Source organism: Streptomyces sp. TOM-9 (assembly GCF_056858595.1).
This window is the reverse complement of the sequence record NZ_JBXEQB010000001.1, coordinates 6,767,479-6,785,795: the sequence shown is the minus strand read 5'-3', so window position 1 is coordinate 6,785,795 and position 18,317 is coordinate 6,767,479. Positions and strand designations below refer to the sequence as shown.

Below are 18,317 nucleotides of genomic sequence, written 5' to 3'. Positions count from 1 at the left end.
CAGTAGGTTGCATACGCAATGTGACTGCACAGCTTCCGGGGACCACGCAGTGGACCCGGTGATCATCGCGGGGGCGGGTCCGGTCGGGCTCGCCCTCGCGCTCTGCCTGGCCCGGCACGACGTGCCGAGCATCGTGCTGGACGAGCACGACCACGCGCCCTCGCTCCCCGCGGAACGCACGGCCGTCCTCAGTCCCGAGACCGCCGGGCTGCTGGTGCGGCTCGGCCACCGCCGGCTCTACGAGTCCGGCGCCACCTGGGAGGCGTGGCGGACGCTGCGCCGACGGCAGGAGACCGTCCGGGTGGAGTTCGGCGACCGCGCGTCCGGCGGGCAGGGGCCCTCCCCGCTGCACATCGGGCAGGAGCGCCTGGAGCACGGGTTGCGCGGGGCCCTCGCCGAGCAGGCGCTGGTGCGGATCGTCCCGGGGGCGCGCGTCGACTCCGTCGAGCAGGACGACCGCGGTGTCAGCGTCCGCACCAAGGGTGCCAACGCCACCTGGTGGCGAGGGAGTTACCTGATCGGCTCCGACGGTCCGCGGTCCACCGTGCGCAAGCTCCTGGGCGTGCGCTTCCCCGGCCGCACGGCCGTCGACCGGCACGCCGTCGCCGCACTGCGGGTCGCGCTGCCCGACGAGGGCGTGGCGCTGCTGCACCGCGAGCCGCCGGGGCCCGGCGCGGGACCGGAGGTGACGGCCCGTCCGCTGCCGGACGGGGTGTGGCGGCTGGACTGGCTGCTGCCCGCGCGCGGTGAGCCGCTCACCTCCGACGAGCTCGTCTCGCGGATCCGCGGCACCCTCTCGGCCTGGTGCGGAAGCGTTCCGTCGTACGAGCTGCTGGGCTCCGCCGAGTACCCGGTGCACCAGCGGCTGGCCCGGCGCTGGCGCGCCGGACGCGTCTTCCTGGCCGGGGACGCGGCGCACCTCATGGGCGCCCTGGGCGCGCAGGGCCTGGAGGAGGGCCTGCGCGACGCCGACAACCTCGCCTGGAAGCTCGCCCTGGCCTGGCACCACGGCGCCTCGGACACCCTGCTCGACAGCTACCAGGCCGAACGGCGCGACGCGGTGGGCGCCCGGCTGCGGGCCACCGACCAGGTGCTGCCGCTGCTGCGGGCCAGCGGTGTCTGGCACACGGTGCGACGCTCCGTGCTCTCCGGCTCCGCCCGGCGGTACGCCGAACTGCTCACCGACGGCCACCTCGGCCGGGGCCCGCTCGGCGCACCGCCGGTCTACGCCCGCTCACCGCTCGCGCTGCCCGCTCCCCGCGGGGCGGGCGCCGCAGCCTCGGCCTCCTCGGCGGCCGCGCCGTCGCCGCTCCTGGGCTCCTGTGCCACTCCCCCGGGCGGTGCGGTCGTCGACGTCCCGGTCACGGCGCTCGACGGCTCCGGGGCGCGCCTGTACGAGCGCCTCGGGCGTGACCTGCTGGTCGTCCTCGTCGCGCCGGGCACCGGTGTGTGGGAGAGCCGGCACTGGCTCACCGCGGGCCTGATGCCCCGGCTGGCCAAGGCGGTGGCGGCCCTGCCCACCCGGGCGGAGCTGCTCGTCACGGAGGCGTACCCGGGGTCGACGGCGCACAGCGTGCTGCTGATCCGCCCGGACGGCCACCTGGTGACGGTGATGACCGGCTGCCGCCCGACCGAGCTGTACGCCTACGCCGACCTCGCCCGCGGCGGCCCCCCGAGCCCCGTCCAGGACCGCGTCCCCCACTGACGGGACGGGGCGCGGGCCGGGCCGGGCCGTTCGTCCGGGCCGGGCCGGTCCGGTCCGGGCCGGGCCGGGCCGCTCAGCGGGCGAACTCCGTGGCGCGGGACTCACGGACGACGGTGATGCGAATCTGACCGGGGTAGGTGAGCTCCTCCTCGATCTGCTTGGCCACGTCACGGGCGATGACCTGCGCCTGGATGTCGTCCACGTCCTCCGGGCGCACCATGACCCGGACCTCGCGTCCGGCCTGCATGGCGAAGACCTTGGCGACGCCCGTGTGCGCGGCGGCGATCTGCTCCAGTCGCTTGAGCCGGCGGACGTAGCTCTCCAGGGACTCGCGCCGCGCGCCGGGGCGGCCCCCGGAGATGCCGTCGGCGGCCTGGGTGAGGACGGCCTCGACGGTGCGGGGGTCGACCTCGTTGTGGTGGGCCTCGATGGAGTGGACGACGTCCTCGGACTCGCCGTGCCGCCGCGCCAGGTCCGCGCCGATGAGGGCGTGGCTGCCCTCGACCTCGTGGGTGAGCGCCTTGCCGATGTCGTGCAGCAGCGTGCCGCGCTTCGTCACGGCCGGGTCGATGCCGAGTTCCGCGGCCATCATGCCCGCGATGTGCGCGGACTCCAGGAGGTGGCCGAGCACGTTCTGGCCGTAGGAGGTGCGGTAGCGCAGCCGCCCGAGCAGCGTGACCAGTTCGGGGTGCATGTCGGTGATGCCGATCTCGGTGAGCGCGTCCTCGCCGTGGCGCACGCAGAGCTGCTCGACCTCGGCCTGCTTGCGCTCGTAGACCTCCTCGATGCGGTGCGGGTGGATGCGGCCGTCGGTGACGAGCGCGTCGAGGGTGAGCCGGGCGACCTCGCGGCGCACCGGGTCGAAGCAGGACAGCAGCACCGCCTCGGGGGTGTCGTCGATGATGAGGTTGACCCCGGTGACGGCCTCGAAGGCACGGATGTTGCGGCCCTCGCGGCCGATGATCCGGCCCTTCATCTCGTCCCCCGGCAGTTGGAGCACCGAGACCACGGACTCGGTGGTCTGTTCGGTGGCCACGCGCTGGATGGCCCCGGCCACGATCCGCCGGGCGCGTTCCTCGCCGCGGTCGCGGGCCGCACGCTCGATGTCGCGGGCGATCACCGCCGCCTCACGCTTGGCCTGTTGCTCGGCGGAGCGCACGAGGTCGGCGCGGGCCTCGGCCGCGGTGTAGGCGGCGACGCGCTCCAGGACGTCGCGCCGCTCCTCCTCCAGCCGGTTGAGCTCGGCGCGGCGGCGCTCCAGTTCCTCGCGTTCCTCGGCCAGTTCACGGCGACGCCGGTGCAGTTGCTCCGACTCGGCGTCGATGCGGGCCTCCCGGTCGGCGAGCCGCTGCTCACGCCGCTCCAAGTCGGCCCGGATCTCGCGGACTTCCTCCTTGGCGGTGGCCCGGATCTCCCGGGCCTCACGCTCGGCCGCCGCCCTGAGCTGTTCGCGTTCCGCGCGGAGCCGTCGGAGCAGCACCCCCGCGGTGACCGCGACGACCACGGTGACGGCCACGGCCACGGCCGTGAACACGGATTCGGTCCCCAGCGCGATGCCCATGGCACCAACTCCCGTATCTCTGAGGACGCGATCCCTCACCGGTTGTGAGGCTAAGTCGACTCAGAGGCACGGTCAAGGAACCTCAACGGAGGTTCAGTCGGGCAGGTAGTGCTCCAGCGACTCCGGGTCCTCACCCTCCTCCTCCAGAGCACGGCGGACCACCCTCAGGGCGAGCCCTTCCGCGTACCCCTTGCGGGCGAGCATCCCGGCGAGCCGGCGGATCCGCTTCTCCTTCTCCAGGCCGCGGGTGGCCCGGAGCTTGCGGTCGACGAGGGCGCGGGCGGTCTCCTCCTCCTGCCCCGCGTCGAGCCCCCCCACGGCCTGGCCGATCGCCTCGGCGTCCACCCCCCGGGTGCGCAGCTCCTGGGCCAGGGCACGCCGGGCGAGGCCCCGGCCGTGGTGCCGGGACTCCACCCAGGCGTTCGCGAACGCCTGGTCGTCGATGAGCCCGACGTCCTCGAACCGCTCCAGCACGTGCTCCGCCGCGTCCTCCGGGATCTCGCGGCGGCGCATGGCGTCGGCGAGCTGCTTGCGGGTACGCGGCGTCCCGGTGAGCAGGCGCAGGCAGAGCGCCCGCGCCTGCTCCACGGGGTCGAGCGGGCGCTCTTGCTCCGCCCTGGGCCCCTCCTGCCCCACGGCGGGCGAGGAGGGAGAGGAAGAGCCGCCACGATCTTTGTGCCCGGATGCCACCGTCAGGCCTTGGCGGCCGTGGCCTTGGTCGCCTTGACGGCCTTGGGCGCCGGGACCGTCGCGCCGGCGTCCGCCTTGGCCGGGTCGGCCACCGCGGCGGGAGCGGCCGCGTCCTCACCGGGCTGCTCGCCCGAGGCCTCGGGCCGGACGCCGATGCCGAGCTTCTCCTTGATCTTCTTCTCGATCTCGTCGGCGAGGTCGGGGTTGTCGCGCAGGAAGTTGCGCGCGTTCTCCTTGCCCTGGCCGAGCTGGTCGCCCTCGTAGGTGTACCAGGCACCGGACTTGCGGATGAAGCCGTGGTCCACGCCCATGTCGATCAGGCCGCCCTCGCGGCTGATGCCCTGGCCGTAGAGGATGTCGAACTCGGCCTGCTTGAAGGGCGGCGCGACCTTGTTCTTGACGACCTTGACGCGGGTGCGGTTGCCGACCGCGTCGGTGCCGTCCTTGAGGGTCTCGATGCGGCGGATGTCCAGCCGCACGGAGGCGTAGAACTTCAGCGCGCGGCCACCGGTGGTGGTCTCCGGCGAGCCGAACATCACGCCGACCTTCTCGCGGAGCTGGTTGATGAAGATCGCGGTGGTCTTGGACTGGCTGAGCGCACCGGTGATCTTGCGCAGCGCCTGGCTCATCAGACGGGCCTGCAGACCCACGTGCGAGTCGCCCATCTCGCCCTCGATCTCGGCCCGCGGCACGAGGGCCGCCACGGAGTCGATCACGATGAGGTCCAGCGCACCGGAACGGATCAGCATGTCGGTGATCTCGAGGGCCTGCTCACCGTTGTCCGGCTGGGACAGCAGCAGGGAGTCCACGTCCACACCGAGGCGCTTGGCGTAGTCGGGGTCGAGGGCGTGCTCGGCGTCCACGAAGGCGACCTTGCCGCCGGCCCGCTGGGCGTTGGCCACCGCGTGCAGGGTCAGGGTCGTCTTGCCGGAGGACTCCGGGCCGTAGACCTCCACCACGCGGCCGCGCGGGAGACCGCCGACGCCGAGGGCGACGTCCAGGGCGGTGGATCCCGTCGAGATGACCTCGATGGGCTCGTTCGGCCGGTCGCCGAGACGCATGACGGCGCCCTTGCCGAACTGCCGTTCAATCTGTGCGAGCGCGGCGTCGAGCGCCTTCTCGCGGTCGGTTCCTGCCATGGGTTCCACCCTGGGTGTCTGAGTCGTTCGCTTCACGTCCATGACGCTACTGCCTGCCACTGACAACGCGTCCCGACGCCGCCCCCGGCCTGTGGACAACCCACGGGAGTCCGTGAAAACCCTTGGGAAACCGGGTCCGGGACATCCATGAGAATGGATGTTCGATTTTCGTGTCAAGCGACTCCCGGACCCCGGTCGCCCCCGCCGTCCGCCCCGTCCGCCCCGTTCCGGCCGTCGCGCCGGTCCCTCACGCCCCCGCGGGCCCCTCCGGTCCGTCGCCCGGCCCGTCGCCCGGACCGGCGCCCTGCCCGTCGCCCTGCCCGTCGCCCGGCCCGCTCCCCCGGCCGGTCCGGCGCGGCCGCAACCGGAACAGCGGCCGCCGCTGCGGCCCGTGCGCCCGCGGGTCCGTGACGGCGTACCGCTTCACGTACGCCCCGAGGAAGCCCTGCAGCGTCGCCGTCGCCGGGATCGCCACCAGCGCGCCCACCGCCCCCAGCAGCGCCGTGCCGGCGATCACCGACCCGAAGGCCACCGCGGGGTGGATGTCGACGGTGCGCGCGGTGATCCGCGGCTGCAGCACGTAGTTCTCGAACTGCTGGTAGACCACGACGAAGCCGAGCACCCACACCGCGTCCCACGGGTCCTGCGTGAACGCGATCAGCATCGGCAGCGCCCCCGCCAGGTACGTGCCGACCGTCGGCACGAACTGCGAGACCACGCCGACCCAGACCGCCAGCGCCGGCGCGTACGGCACCCCGATGATCACGAACAGCACGTAGTGGGAGACGGCCGAGATCAGCGCCATCAGCGCCCGCGAGTACAGGTAGCCGCCGGTCTTGGCCACCGCGATCTCCCAGGCCCGCAGCACCTCGGCCTGCCGGGCGGGCGGCAGCACCGAGCACACGGCACGGCGTATCCGGGGCCCGTCGGCGGCGAAGTAGAAGGTGAACAGGCTGATCGTCAGCACCTGGAAGACCCCGCCGAGGACCGTCGCCGACAGCCCCCACACGTTGCCCGCCTGCCGCTGCACGTAGGTGCGCAGCCAGTCGGAGTGCAGCACGTTCTCCTGCACCTTGCCGACGGACAGGTCGGTGCCGAAGGTGTGGTTGACCCACACGACCACGTCGTCGACGTACTCCGGCAGATTGCGCCCGATCGAGGTGATCTGGTCCACCAGCAGGGAACCGAGCAGCACCACGAAGATCCCGCCCGCGGCGAGCACGACCAGGAACACCAGCCCGGTCGCCCACCCCCTGCGCATGCCGCGCGCGGCCATCCAGTCCACCGCCGGCTCGATCGCCAGGGCGCCGAAGAAGGCCAGCAGGATATTCACCAGCAACCCGATGACCTGGTGGAACGCCCAGTTCGCCAGTTGGAAGGCGGCCAGCAGCGCGATCGCCAGCAGCATCGCCTTCGGCAGCCACCGCGGCATCGCGGAACCCCCCGCGCCCTCCCCGGCACCCGTTCCGTGTCCCGGGTCCCCGGGCTCCCCCGGCGTCCGCGGACCCGCGGCCGCCCCGGCTATCGTCTCGTCGCTTCCCGCCACGACCCCAGTCCCACCCCGTGATCAGCGGCGCGAGGCCGGAACGTCGACGGCCGCGCAGACCGCCCGCCACACGTCCTTGGTCTCCCAGCCCTCGTCCAGTGCCTGGTGCACGGTCCGGCCGCCGAGCTCGGACATCACGTGGTCGCGCGCGAAGGAATCGGCGTACGTCTCGCCGAAGTGCGTGCGCATCCGTTCCCAGAACACCGTCAGCTTCATGCGGCCAGTATCCCGCGCCGCCGACCGAACGGGCGGGCGTCGCACAAGGGCGCGCACGTCCGCCGCCGGGCCGGCGGGGACGATCCGTGCGTTGGGTACACTGGGCTGCAGCGAAGGGGAGTAGTCCCGCAATACCGGCTGGTCGACACACTGGACGTCCTGGACGTCCCGGCCACCGGGCCGCCGCACCGGGTGCGGGGGTGGACGAGACCTTCGGCCAAGGCAAGACGTGGTCCGCACCGCCGTGCGGGCCGCACCGTCGTGCCGGGCCGTTGGCGCTTCCCGTCGCCCCCTGGGTGCCGTCGAGTCCGCGGTCCGGCCCCAGCAGAAAGCACCGGAATGACCTTCGACCCCCTGGCGCTCGTCACCGCCTTCGGGCTGATCTTCCTCGCCGAGCTCCCGGACAAGACGATGTTCGCCTCACTGGCGATGGGCACACGCATGCGCCCGTTGTACGTCTGGTTCGGCACCTCGACCGCCTTCATCGTGCACGTGGCCATCGCGGTGGGCGCCGGCAGCCTGATCAGCATGCTGCCGAACATGGCCGTGAAGCTCGTCTCCGCCGCCCTGTTCGCCTTCGGCGCCGTGATGCTGCTGCGCAGCGGGGGCGACGACGACCACGACGAGGCCGGCAGGACCGTGACCGGTTTCTGGCCGGTGTACTCCACCGCCTTCATGGCCGTCTTCATCGGCGAGTGGGGCGACCTCACGCAGATCACCACCGCCAACCTCGCCGCCACCAACGGCTGGCTGCCCACGGCCGTCGGCTCGGCCGCGGCCCTGATGTCGGTTTCCGCCCTGGCCCTGGTGGTGGGCCGGTTCATCGCCAAGAAGGTGCCGCTGAAGACCGTCCAGCGCATCGGCGGCGCCTGCATGGCGGGTCTGGCCGTCTGGACCCTGGTCGAGGCGTTCACGGGCTGACGGTCCCCGGCCTCCGGGGAGGGCGCACCGCCGCCTTCCTTCCTCGCTCGGTCCACTTTTTCCGAATGCCGCCATTAAGTGGTGTTATGACCGGAGATGTTTGCCGGGCGTACATTCGGTGTATGGGAGCGCCAGCGGTGGAGGACGACCTTCGCGCCGCGGCCCCCGGCCCCGTCAGGGACCCGGAGCCGCGATGAAGGGCAGTCTCACGCACCGCCTGCGGCGGCTGCCCGGACGGCGGGCGGCCGCGCCGGGCTCAGGGCCCGGCCCCTCCTGGGTGACGCAGGTGACCCAGGGCCACGGGCCGCTCGCGCTGGCCCTGTTCATGATCGGCGCGATCATGGTCACCGGCTTCATACTGCCGCCCACCGAGCACCTGGCCTCGCTGATGGTGGTGGTCCCCGCCACCACGGCTGTGCTGGCGGGGCCGGGGACGACGACCCTGAGCGCCGCCCTGTCCTGCGTCGCCGCCTTCGTGCTGGACGTCCACGACAACCTGCTGGGCACCTCCATCCCCGCCGTCCACCAGCTGGAGATCCTCCTCGTCTCGGCCTTCGTCATCGCCTCCCGCAGCATCCGGGACCGCAGCGTCCGGGAGCTGATGGAGGTGCGGATCGTGTCCGACACCATCCAGCGCGTCCTGCTGCGCCCGCTGCCCCCGCGCATCGGGCCGTTGCTCGTGCGGGCGACGTACCACGCCTCCCATCCGTACGCGCAGATCGGCGGGGACCTGTACGCGGTGGCCCGGAGCGCGGCGGGGGTCCGTTTCCTGATCGGGGACGTCAAGGGCAAGGGGCTGCCGGCGGTCGAGGACGCGGAGGCCCTGCTCGGGGCGTTCCGGGGGGCCGCGCGCAGGTTCGGCTCGCTCCCGGAGCTGGTGGCGGACCTGGAGCACGCGGTGCGCGGCCACTTCGAGGAGACCGGCCGCACCGACAGCGACGCCGTGGAACGGTTCATCACCGCGCTGGTCCTGGAGGTCCCCGACGGCTGCGCCGAGATCCACATGGTCACCTGCGGGCACCCCCCGCCCTACATGGCGCAGCGGTCCGACACCCTGCTGCTGTCCCCGGCCGTGCCCTCTCCCCCGCTCGGCCTGGGGAGCCTGAACGCCGAGGACTACGTCGTCGACACCTTCCCCTTCGGCCGTGAGGCGACGCTGCTGCTCTACACCGACGGCGCCATCGAGGCCCGCAACGACGACGGCCAGTTCTACGACCTGGGCGCCCACGTGGCCGACTGGCCGGGCTCCCGTCCGGAGGAACTGCTCCAGCACGTGCTCGACGGGCTCTCCCTGCATGTGGGCGGCGGGGCCATCAAGCTCGACGACGACATCGCCATGATCGCGGTGCAGTACCGCGACGGGTTCCCCTCGCCCTCCCCCGCACCGTCCGATGAGCGGCTCCTCACCTCCTGACACGGTCGCGGCGGCGGACCCTCCGCCGTGGGGAAACGCCAGGGTGCGGGGGCTGGTGGGGTGGGAGAGGGTGAGGTGGGAGGTGCGTGCGGATGGCGGGTGGCGGTGACGTGCTCCTGCTCGTCGACGAGGACGGGCGGGTGGCCGAGTGGCGGCCCAAGGCCGAGGAGGTGTTCGGCCTGCCCGCCGACCGGGCCGTGGGACGGCCCGTCGCCGACCTCGTCCGCGCGCCCGGATCCGCCCTCGGCCACAGCGAGCTGCTGGTCAGGCCGCTCCTGTGCGGTGCCTGCGTGATGTGGGAGGTGCGCGCGGGCGGCGACGCCCTCGGCGTGCGGGACATGGCGCTGCTGAAGGTGATGTTCTCGCAGGCCCCGGTGGGTCTGCACGTCCTCGACGACCAGTTGCGCCTGGTGCGGATGAACAGCGCGACGCGGGCGCTGCACGACGCCCAGCTGAGCCCGGGGCGGCACTTCGGCGAGGTGTTCCAGCTGGACGACCCGGTGACGGAGGAGGAGGTCGCCCGGCGGGTGCTGGAGACCGGGGAGCCGGTGGTGAACCGCCTGGTGCGCGGCGCACTGGGCCAGGGCCGGCCGCACCGGCGCATGTACCTCACGTCCGTCTTCCGTCTGGAGGGCCCGCACGGCGAGGTGCTGGGGCTGGTGGCCGCGGCCTCCGACGTCACCGAGCGGCAGACGAGCCGCCGGCGGATGGCCGTCCTGGACGCGGTGCGCGAGCGGGTGGGGCAGCGGCTGGACGTGGTCGCGGTCTGCGAGGAGCTCGCGGAGGCGGTGGTCCCGGCGTTCGCCGGGATCGTGGTGGTGGAGGTGGTGGAGGACGTCGTGCGCGGCGAGGTGCCGCCGCTGGTCCCCGTCGACCGCGACGTGCCGCTGCGCAGGGCCGCCTACCGCGGGAAGATCTCGGCGTACCCCGTGGGGGACGTCCGGCACCTGCCCTACGGCACCCCGTTCGCCCGCGTGCTGGCCGATCTGCAGCCGCGGCTCATCCCGGTGGACGAGAACAGCATGTGGCTGGCGGCGGACCCGGCGCGGGCCGACGCGATCCGCCGGCAGAACGTGCACTCCCTGATCGTGGCGCCGCTGGCGGTGCGCGGTGAGGCGCTGGGTCTGGTCAGCTTCTACCGGCACGACGGCGAGGACCTCTTCGACGAGGAGGACGTCAGGCTGGCGCTGGACGTGTGCACCCACGCGGCGCTGTGCATCGAGAACGCCCGGCGCTTCACCCGCGAGCGCACCATCGCCGCGACCGTGCAGCGCCGGCTGCTGCCGCAGCGGCCGGCGCCGCGGATCGCGCTGGAGACGTCCCACCTCCACCTGCCGGGCATGGAGGGCGGAGGGGCGTGGTTCGACGTGATCCCGCTGCCCGGGGCGCGGACGGCCCTGGTCGCCGGTGACGTCAAGGGCCGGGGCGTCGAGGCCGCCACCACCATGGGGCAGTTGCGTACGGTGATCCACTCCCTGGCCGCGCTCGACCTGCAGCCCGAGGAACTGCTGGCCCGGCTGAGCGACACGGCGACCCGGCTGGCCGAGGAGCGGGCGGCGCTGCCCGCCGGGGACCCCCTGCACCGCGAGCCGCTGACCGCGGAGTGCGTCATCGCCGTCTACGACCCGCTCGACCTCACCTGCACGATCGCCCTCGCGGGCCACCCGCAGCCGATCGCCGTCTTCCCCGACGGCGCGATCGAGTCGCTGTCCGTCTCTGCCGGTCCGCTGCTGGCGGAGACGAGCAACACCCCCTTCTCCGCCACCACGGTCGCGCTCCCCGAGCACACCACCCTGCTGTTCGGCATCTCCCCGCTGACGGACCTGCTCCACCCCCGCTCCGGAACGCTGCACGGCCTGCTGGAGCGGTACGGACGGGGCCCGCTGCAGGAGCTGAGCGACGCCTTCGCGTACGCCATCAGGAACGGCAGCCAGCCCGGGGACCTGCTCATGCTGCTCGCCCGCACCCGGGGGTTCCCCGGCGACAGGGTGCTGACCTGCCCGCTGCCCAGTGACGCGGAGGCGGCGCCCATCGCGCGGTCGCTGGCGCGGCGCCGGCTGGCGCAGTGGGGGGTCGACGAGGAGACGGCCTTCACCACGGAGCTGATCGTCAGCGAACTGGTCGGCAACGCGGTGCGGTACGGGGCCCCGCCCCTGCAACTGCGGCTCGTGCTGGACGCCACGCTGACCTGCGAGGTCAGCGACGCGGGAGCCAGCGCGCCGCACTTGAAGCACGCCCGCACCCTGGACGAGAGCGGGCGCGGCCTGTTCATCATCTCCCGCTGCGCCGACCAGTGGGGCACCCGCTACCACGGCGAGGGCAAGACCATCTGGGCCGAGCAGTCCCTGCAGACCCCGGTCCCGCCCCTGCGGGCCGCCGCCGACGACGCGTGGCCCTGATCACGTGTGCGGAGGCGCGGACGCCGGCCGTTTCGCGAGGGAGCGCAGCGCGAGCGCCGCCGCCACCTCGGCCAGGCCGAGCAGGAGGAGCCACAGCCCGACCAGCCGGGCCAGCGCGACCGCCGACTGCACGGGGAAGGCGAGCACGACGATCCCCGCGACGACGCCGAGCGCGGCCACGGCGAAGGCCATGCCCCTGTGCGGCATGTCCCGTCCCGCCACGGCGATGAAGCCCACGAGCAGGCCGGACACCAGCCAGTAGGCACCGAGGACGAGGGAGAGCACGGCGGCGGTCTGCAGCGGGTGCCGCAGGCACAGCACCCCCGCGAGCACGGCGACCACCGCGACGATCACCGCCGTCACCCTGCTGCCGCCGTCCCGGCGGGAGAACGCCGTGACGAAGTGGAAGACCCCCGTGACCAGCAGGTACAGGCCGATGACGACCGCCAGCACGTGCAGCGTCTCGTCCGGCCAGACGAGCACGATCACCCCCGCCACGAGCGTCGCGAGGCCGAAGCCGAGGGACCACCCCCAGGAGCCCCCCAGCTTGCCGAGCACCTCGTCGGGGTCGGCCGTCCCTTGCGGCGTGGCGTGTCCGTACGGTGCGTTCATGGTGTCTCCCGGCGGTGCCCGCGGCGGCGGACACCGCCGCGGGACGAAGGGCTGGGACGGCTCAGTGCAGGACCTTCTCCTTGAAGCGCTGGAACTCCTCCTCGGTCAGGTCGCCCCTCGCCTTGAGCTCCGAGAGCTTGGCGAGCGCGTCGACCCCGCCCGTCGCCGTGCCGGCGCCGCCCGCGGTCTCGCGGATGTAGTCGTCGAACGCCTTCTGGCGGGTGCGCGCCTGCTCCGCCTCGCGCTTGCCCATGCCCGAGCCGCGGAAGAGGAGGTAGGCGAGGATCCCGACGAAGGGGAGGACGAGCACGAAGAGCAGCCATGCCGCCTTGGCCCATCCGTTCATGGTGTCGTCGCGGAAGACGTCCATCACGACGCGGACGATGAGGAAGATCCAGATCACCCACAGGAAGATCCACATCATCGTCCAGAACGCGCCCAGGACCGGGTAGTCGTAGGCCAGGTACATGTGACCGGTCATTTCCGTCTCCTCCTGGCGCCCGCCCCGTGTGGTTCAGGGAAGGGCGCGGCCCGTGGCGGATGCCCGCCCGTGAAGCCGCGCGGTGGGCCGGGGTCAACCGTCCGACGCCGCCGCCTCCTTGGCCGGCTCCCGCGGTTCGCCCTCCTTGAGGCCGAGGGACAGCTGCCCGTCCTTGACGTCGGCGACGACCGTGTCCCCGGGGTTGAGGGTGCCGTCGAGCAGCATGTTGGAGAGCCTGTTGTCGAGTTCGGTCTGGATGGTGCGGCGCAACGGCCGCGCCCCGAACTCCGGTTGGTAGCCCCGGTCGGCCAGCCACTCCTTGGCGGCCTGGGTGACCTCGAGGCCGACCTGCTGGGCGTGGAGCCTGCGGCGGCTGCGCTCCAGCAGGAGGTCGACGATCTGCACGAGGTCCGACCGGGTCAGCGCGTGGAAGACGATGATCTCGTCGATGCGGTTGAGGAACTCGGGCCGGAAGTGCGCCTGGAGCTCGGCCATCAGGTCGTCCCTGATGTCGTCGACGGCCCCTTCGTGGTCGAGGATGTGCTTGGAGGCGATGTTGCTGGTCATGATGACCACGGTGTTCCGGAAGTCCACCGTGCGGCCCTGGGCGTCGGTGAGGCGCCCGTCGTCCAGCACCTGCAGCAGCAGGTTGAAGACGTCCGGGTGGGCCTTCTCGACCTCGTCGAACAGCACGACGCTGTACGGCTTGCGGCGCACCGCCTCGGTGAGCTGCCCGGCCTCCTCGTACCCGACGTAGCCGGGCGGGGAGCCGACGAGCCGGGAGACGGTGTGCTTCTCCTGGAACTCGCTCATGTCGAAGCGGATCATGCGTTCGGGGTCGCCGAAGAGCAGCTCGGCGAGCGCCTTGGCGAGTTCCGTCTTGCCGACGCCGGTCGGTCCCAGGAAGAGGAAGCTGCCGGTGGGCCGGTCGGGGTCGCCCATGCCGGCGCGGCCGCGGCGCACGGCCTGGGCGACGGCGTCGACCGCCTCGTCCTGGCCGATCACCCGCCGGTGGAGGTCCTCCTCCAGCTTCATCAGCCGGTCGCGTTCGGTCTCGTTCAGCTGGGAGACGGGGATGCCGGTGCGCGCGGACAGCACTTCGGCGATGTCCTCGGCCGTGACGCCGGGGGGCTGTTCCCGTGCCGCGGTGACCGCGGCGCGTTCGTTCTCCAGCTCCCGAATCCGCTCCTTGAGACCGCCGGCGCGTTCGAAGTCCTCGGTGCTGACGGCCTCGTCCTTCTCGCGGCGGAGTTTCGTGAGGCGCTCCTCCAGCTCGTCGGACGGGCCCGGGCCGCCCAGGGAGCGCAGCCCCACGCGGGCGCCGGCCTGGTCCATGAGGTCGATCGCCTTGTCGGGCAGGAAGCGGTCGCTGACGTACCGGTCGGACAGGGCGGCCGCGGCGTCCAGTGCCTCGTCGGTGTAACGCACCTGGTGGTGCGCCTCGTAGGAGTCGCGCAGCCCGCGCAGGATCTCGACCGTCTCGTCGACGGAGGGCTCGGGGACCATCACGGGCTGGAAGCGGCGCTCCAGGGCGGCGTCCTTCTCGATGTACCTGCGGTACTCGTCGATGGTGGTGGCGCCGACCACGCTCAGGTCGCCGCGGGCCAGGGCGGGTTTGAGGATGTTCCCCGCGTCCATGGCGCCCTCGCCGCCCGCCCCGGCGCCGACGACGGTGTGGAGTTCGTCGATGAACAGGATGACGCTGCTCTTCGCCGCGGTGACCTCGTCGATCACCTTCTTCAGGCGCTCCTCGAACTCGCCCCGGTACTTGGAGCCGGCCACGAGTCCGGCCAGGTCGAGGCCGACCACCCTGCGGTCCCGGAGCGTCCTGGGCACCTCCCCGGCCACGACGCGCTGCGCGAGGCCCTCGACGATGGCGGTCTTGCCGACGCCGGGGTCGCCGATGAGCACGGGGTTGTTCTTCGTCCGCCGGGACAGCACTTCGACGGTCTGCTCGATCTCCTCGCCCCGGCCGATCACCGGGTCCAGCCGTCCGGCGCGTGCCTCCTCGGTGAGGTCCCGGCCGTACTCGTCCAGGGTCGGGGTGTCGGTCGGCGCGGACCGGGGGCCGCCGCCCTTGCCTGCGAGGGCCGTGGGATCGGCGCCCTCGGAGCGCATCTCGAGGCCGGAACGGGGGTCGTCCGCGAGCGCGGCGAGGATGTGCTCCGGGCCGATGTAGGAGGCGCCGGAGGCCTGGGAGCGCGCGTGGGCGGCGAGCAGGGCGCGTTTCGCGGCCGGGGTCAGCGCGGGCTCCCCGCTGCCGGTGCCCGAGGGCAGGATCGCGCCCACGTCCTCGGCCAGCCGGTCGGGGTCCACACCCGCCTGCTCCAGCAGCTGCCTGCCCGCCGGTACGCGGGTGGCCGCCCACAGCAGGTGCTCGGTGTCCAGGTCGGCGCCGTCGGCGGCCGCCCGGCTCGCGGCGGCCGCCAGCAGTTCGTTCGAGGAGTCGCTGAGCAGGCGCCCGATGGGGACGCGCTGGACCGCGGGCGGCGATGCCGCGGGACTCATCCCGAAGAAGCGGTTGAAGAGGTCGGAGAACGGGTCGCCGGACCCGAAGGGGGAAGTCGTCACCTTGCCCACCCGTCCGGCGGGCCCACAACGGCTGAGTGGCGCCCGCCGTAGTCGATTTGCCCGTACTCCACCAGTGTTGGCCCGATCGGACGCGCGTGCCACCGGGGGTCCCGGCCGGTCACCGGACGCGGCGCGGCGCCGCCGCTCAGCCGGTCCGGGCGGCGGTCGCGGCGTCGCGGTGCGCCGGGGGCACCGGCAGCACGTCCGGCATCTCCCGGGCGGGGTTGCCGGCCCAGTGGGCCCCCGGCGGCATCTCCTCGCCCTTCATCAGGAAGGCGTCGGGCGCGAGGACCGCCTCGTCGCCCATCGTCACCCCGTAGTGCACGAGGGCGCCGACGCCGAGCGTGCAGCCGGCCCCGAGGGCGCTGTGGTCGGACTTGAAGGTGCCGTCCTCCTGGGAGTGGCACTGGATGCGGCTGCCCTCGTTGAGGACGCACTCGTCCCCGACGGCGACCAGGGAACGCTCCGGGAAGTAGCAGCCGTCGTCGAAGACCCGCCGGCCCACCCGGACGCCGAGCCAGCGCCAGATGACGCTCTTGAAGGGGGTGCCGTTGAAGAACATGATCGCCTCGCTCACGCTCGTGACCTTCCAGTACCGCTCGTGCCGCCAGAAGGGACGTTCGTAGATCGAGCAGTACAGCGGCCGCAGCCCCCGGAAGCCGGTGGCGATGCGTTCGGACAGCACCATGTCGGCGACCGTGAAGGCGAGCGTGAGGATGTTGGCGAGCGCGATCACCGACACCCCGAGCGCGTCGTAGAGGTCCGCGGCCACCGACACCACGAGCGCCACCCAGAAGAAGAACACCCACCGCGCGAGCAGGTGCAGCGCCATGGTGGAGACGTTGTGCTTGTTCTTGGCCGCCAGGCGCCGCCGGAAGGTCTCGCCGTCCTTGAGGTGGTCGAACTTGCTGTCGCGCAGGACGGACCGCGGGATCTCGAAACTGGGCGAGCCCAGCAGGCCGACGCCCTCCCGCACCTTCCCGTCCACCGGGACCATGACCTTGGTCGCCAGGAGGCAGTTGTCCCCCGTCCTGCCCTGCGACGGGTAGGCGACGTAGTTGCCGACGAAGTTGTGCGGCCCGATGGTGACGCGGGAGACGCAGAAGGACGAGCTGGAGAAGTCGGCGTTGATGATCGACAGTCCGTCGGCCACCATCGTCCCCCGGCCGACGGCGCTGAGGAACGGGTTGTCCTGCTTCATGATCGTGCCGAAGTTCGACCCGGTCTGCTCCACGTGGGAGAGCCGGTAGCCCAGGCCGCCGAGGTAGTGGACGATGGCCGAGCTGTCGCCGAACAGCGTCTTGAAGAAACGCCGGTTGGTCAGGAAGCCGATGGTCCGGTGCATCCCGTACCGGAAGCCGAACAGGGGGTAGACCGTGTCCGGCCGGACGGCGCGGTTCAGCACGCGCGGGACCGTCACCGTGAACAGCAGGCCGAGCACCACCGCGCCGAAGAACAGGGCGACGGAGGTGACCAGGGCGTCGGAGTAGAACGACCAGGTCGTCAGCGCCCTGGGGTCCGGCTCCAGGAGCGAGGCGAACTGCGGCACGGCGGCGAACAGCAGCACCGAGCCGGCGACGGCCAGCGGTACGTAGACCAGGACCGCTCCCAGCAGTTGCGACAGGGAGTAGCCCGCCCTGCGCGCGGTGCCGCAGCGGGCGGGGCCGACGGCCCGGTAGTCGACCTCGGCGGGCTGGGCGGGGGACCCGTGCCAGTGCTCGCCGTCGGGGACGCGCTGGCCGGCGTGGAGCGAGGAGGCGTGCCCGAGCTGGGTGCCGTCGCCCATGACCGTGTCGATGTCGATCACCGTCACCTCGCCGACCAGCACGTCCCTGCCGAGCGTGACGGGGCCGGTCCGGATCACCCCGGACTCGGCGCGGTAACAGGAGAAGAACACGTCCTTGCGGATCACCGTGTCCTCACCGATGGTGAGCAGGTCGGTGCAGACCGGCACGCGCCGCGACAGGACGGTGACCCGGCGCCCGATCTTCGCGCCGAGTGCCCGCAGGTAGAGCGTGTACAGCGGCGACCCGTGGAAGAACACCAGCGGATCCGACCGGATGAGGGTCTTGACGCACCAGAAGCGCAGGTAGGACAGGCTCCAGATGCGGATCTGCCGGGGCCGCCACCGGCCGACGAGCACCCACTTGGCGACGATCGGGAGCACGCACACCGCGACGAAGGTCATGCTGCCGAAGGTGATCGCCCGCAGGTAGGTGTCGACCAGGCCCGAGGCCCCGGCGATCCAGTCCACGCCCTTGGTGAGGACGAGCGCGGCCCCGAAGGAGTACGCCACGAAGAAGGCGAGCTGCAGCGTCGCGCACAGCACGTAGTGGGGGGTGCCGGAGGGCGGCCCCACCGCCGGCCGTGGCACCGCGGCGCGCGACGGGTCGGCGCCGGTGTACCCGTTCACGCCGGGCGCGCCAGGCGCGCCGTCCGCGGAGGAGGCGCGTACGGAGCCGGAGGGGGCGGGCGCCGTGGCGGAGGCGGCCGGTGCGGCCTCCTCGAGGGCCGCCGCCAGGCTGCGGACGGTGGGGTTGCGGTAGATCTCCTTCATCGACACCGACGGCGCGTCCGGCCGTTTCCTCAGCCGTGCGCAGAAGTGGGCCATCACCAGGGAGTCGGCGCCCAGGTCCTCGAAGAAGTGGCTGTCGACGCGGACCTGCTCGACGTGGACGACGCCGGCCAGGGTCTCCGCGAGGATCCTTTCCGTGCCGGTCCGCGGACCGGCACGATCGCCCCCGGCGGCTGAAGCGTCATCCTGATCGCGCCGACTGGCTTCGGCTGATTTGTCCACCATGTGATCCCCTGAGGGTCTACGACCATCCGCGTCCCAGCGGCCCGCTGCCACGAGGGGTCGTGGGCGCCTGTCCGGCCGTACGGGAAGAAGTCGTCTCCTTGCAGTCTCGAACGTCCGGCGCCGGGGCGCCAACCGCCGGGCCCGCGGCCGCCGGAGCGGTCACCGTGCGTAGGGCGGCCGCGCGCCGCGGAACCGCCGCCCGGGCCCCCGTCCTGACCCGTGGGCCCGTGCGACAGGCCACCGTCGCGGGCTCGTGCCACGA

General features: G+C 72.7%; 12 protein-coding genes and 1 pseudogene. 4 read left to right on the top strand and 9 right to left on the bottom strand.

Annotation, left to right across the window (positions count from 1 at the left end; translation table 11 throughout):
* Positions 1-49 precede the first annotated feature (49 nt).
* Positions 50-1,705, top strand: coding sequence for an FAD-dependent monooxygenase (locus AC1VWI_RS31615; protein ID WP_499514391.1), 1,656 nt, complete (start codon positions 50-52; stop codon positions 1,703-1,705).
* A 73-nt stretch (positions 1,706-1,778) separates the two neighbouring features.
* On the opposite strand, the gene rny is transcribed toward AC1VWI_RS31615, so the two are convergent.
* From rny to AC1VWI_RS31590, 5 genes and pseudogenes are all read right to left on the bottom strand, one after another.
* Positions 1,779-3,266, bottom strand: coding sequence for a ribonuclease Y (rny, locus tag AC1VWI_RS31610; protein WP_499514390.1), 1,488 nt, complete (start codon positions 3,264-3,266; stop codon positions 1,779-1,781).
* A 93-nt stretch (positions 3,267-3,359) separates the two neighbouring features.
* A pseudogene (recX, locus tag AC1VWI_RS31605) lies at positions 3,360-4,067 on the bottom strand (recombination regulator RecX); the annotation flags it as partial.
* Positions 3,959-5,095 (bottom strand): recombinase RecA, encoded by a 1,137-nt coding sequence (gene recA, locus AC1VWI_RS31600; RefSeq protein WP_499514389.1) that lies wholly within the window; start codon positions 5,093-5,095, stop codon positions 3,959-3,961. The pseudogene recX and the gene recA, both read right to left, overlap by 109 nt.
* 247 nt (positions 5,096-5,342) lie before the next feature.
* Positions 5,343-6,641, bottom strand: a complete 1,299-nt coding sequence (locus AC1VWI_RS31595) for an AI-2E family transporter (protein ID WP_499514388.1) — start codon at positions 6,639-6,641, stop codon at positions 5,343-5,345.
* Between the two features lie 21 nt (positions 6,642-6,662).
* The gene (locus AC1VWI_RS31590; protein ID WP_499514387.1) at positions 6,663-6,857 is read right to left on the bottom strand and encodes a DUF3046 domain-containing protein; all 195 of its coding nucleotides are present in this window, start codon (positions 6,855-6,857) and stop codon (positions 6,663-6,665) included.
* A gap of 339 nt (positions 6,858-7,196) precedes the next feature.
* Between AC1VWI_RS31590 and AC1VWI_RS31585 the strand changes: the two genes are divergently transcribed.
* The 3 genes from AC1VWI_RS31585 to AC1VWI_RS31575 all read left to right on the top strand — a co-directional run bounded on the left by AC1VWI_RS31585 (position 7,197) and on the right by AC1VWI_RS31575 (position 11,591).
* A complete protein-coding gene (locus AC1VWI_RS31585; RefSeq protein ID WP_499514386.1) occupies positions 7,197-7,778 on the top strand; it encodes a TMEM165/GDT1 family protein in 582 nt (193 codons plus the stop codon).
* Between the two features lie 193 nt (positions 7,779-7,971).
* Positions 7,972-9,192 carry a PP2C family protein-serine/threonine phosphatase gene (locus tag AC1VWI_RS31580; RefSeq protein WP_499514385.1) on the top strand — a complete coding sequence of 407 codons (1,221 nt, stop codon included), beginning with the start codon at positions 7,972-7,974 and terminating at the stop codon, positions 9,190-9,192.
* 92 nt (positions 9,193-9,284) lie between these two features.
* Entirely contained in the window at positions 9,285-11,591 is a 2,307-nt protein-coding gene (locus AC1VWI_RS31575; protein ID WP_499514384.1) for a SpoIIE family protein phosphatase, read from the top strand.
* Here the strand turns inward: AC1VWI_RS31575 and AC1VWI_RS31570 are convergent, their stop codons facing one another.
* From AC1VWI_RS31570 to AC1VWI_RS31555, 4 genes are all read right to left on the bottom strand, one after another.
* Entirely contained in the window at positions 11,592-12,203 is a 612-nt protein-coding gene (locus tag AC1VWI_RS31570) for an HdeD family acid-resistance protein (RefSeq protein ID WP_499514383.1), read from the bottom strand.
* Positions 12,204-12,264: 61 nt separating this feature from the next.
* Entirely contained in the window at positions 12,265-12,684 is a 420-nt protein-coding gene (locus AC1VWI_RS31565) for an SHOCT domain-containing protein (RefSeq protein ID WP_499514382.1), read from the bottom strand.
* Positions 12,685-12,777: 93 nt separating this feature from the next.
* A complete protein-coding gene (locus tag AC1VWI_RS31560; protein ID WP_499514381.1) occupies positions 12,778-15,255 on the bottom strand; it encodes an ATP-dependent Clp protease ATP-binding subunit in 2,478 nt (825 codons plus the stop codon).
* Between the two features lie 145 nt (positions 15,256-15,400).
* Complete coding sequence (locus AC1VWI_RS31555) at positions 15,401-18,055, bottom strand: Pls/PosA family non-ribosomal peptide synthetase (RefSeq protein WP_499514380.1); 2,655 nt, start codon at positions 18,053-18,055, stop codon at positions 15,401-15,403.
* Positions 18,056-18,317: the final 262 nt, after the last annotated feature.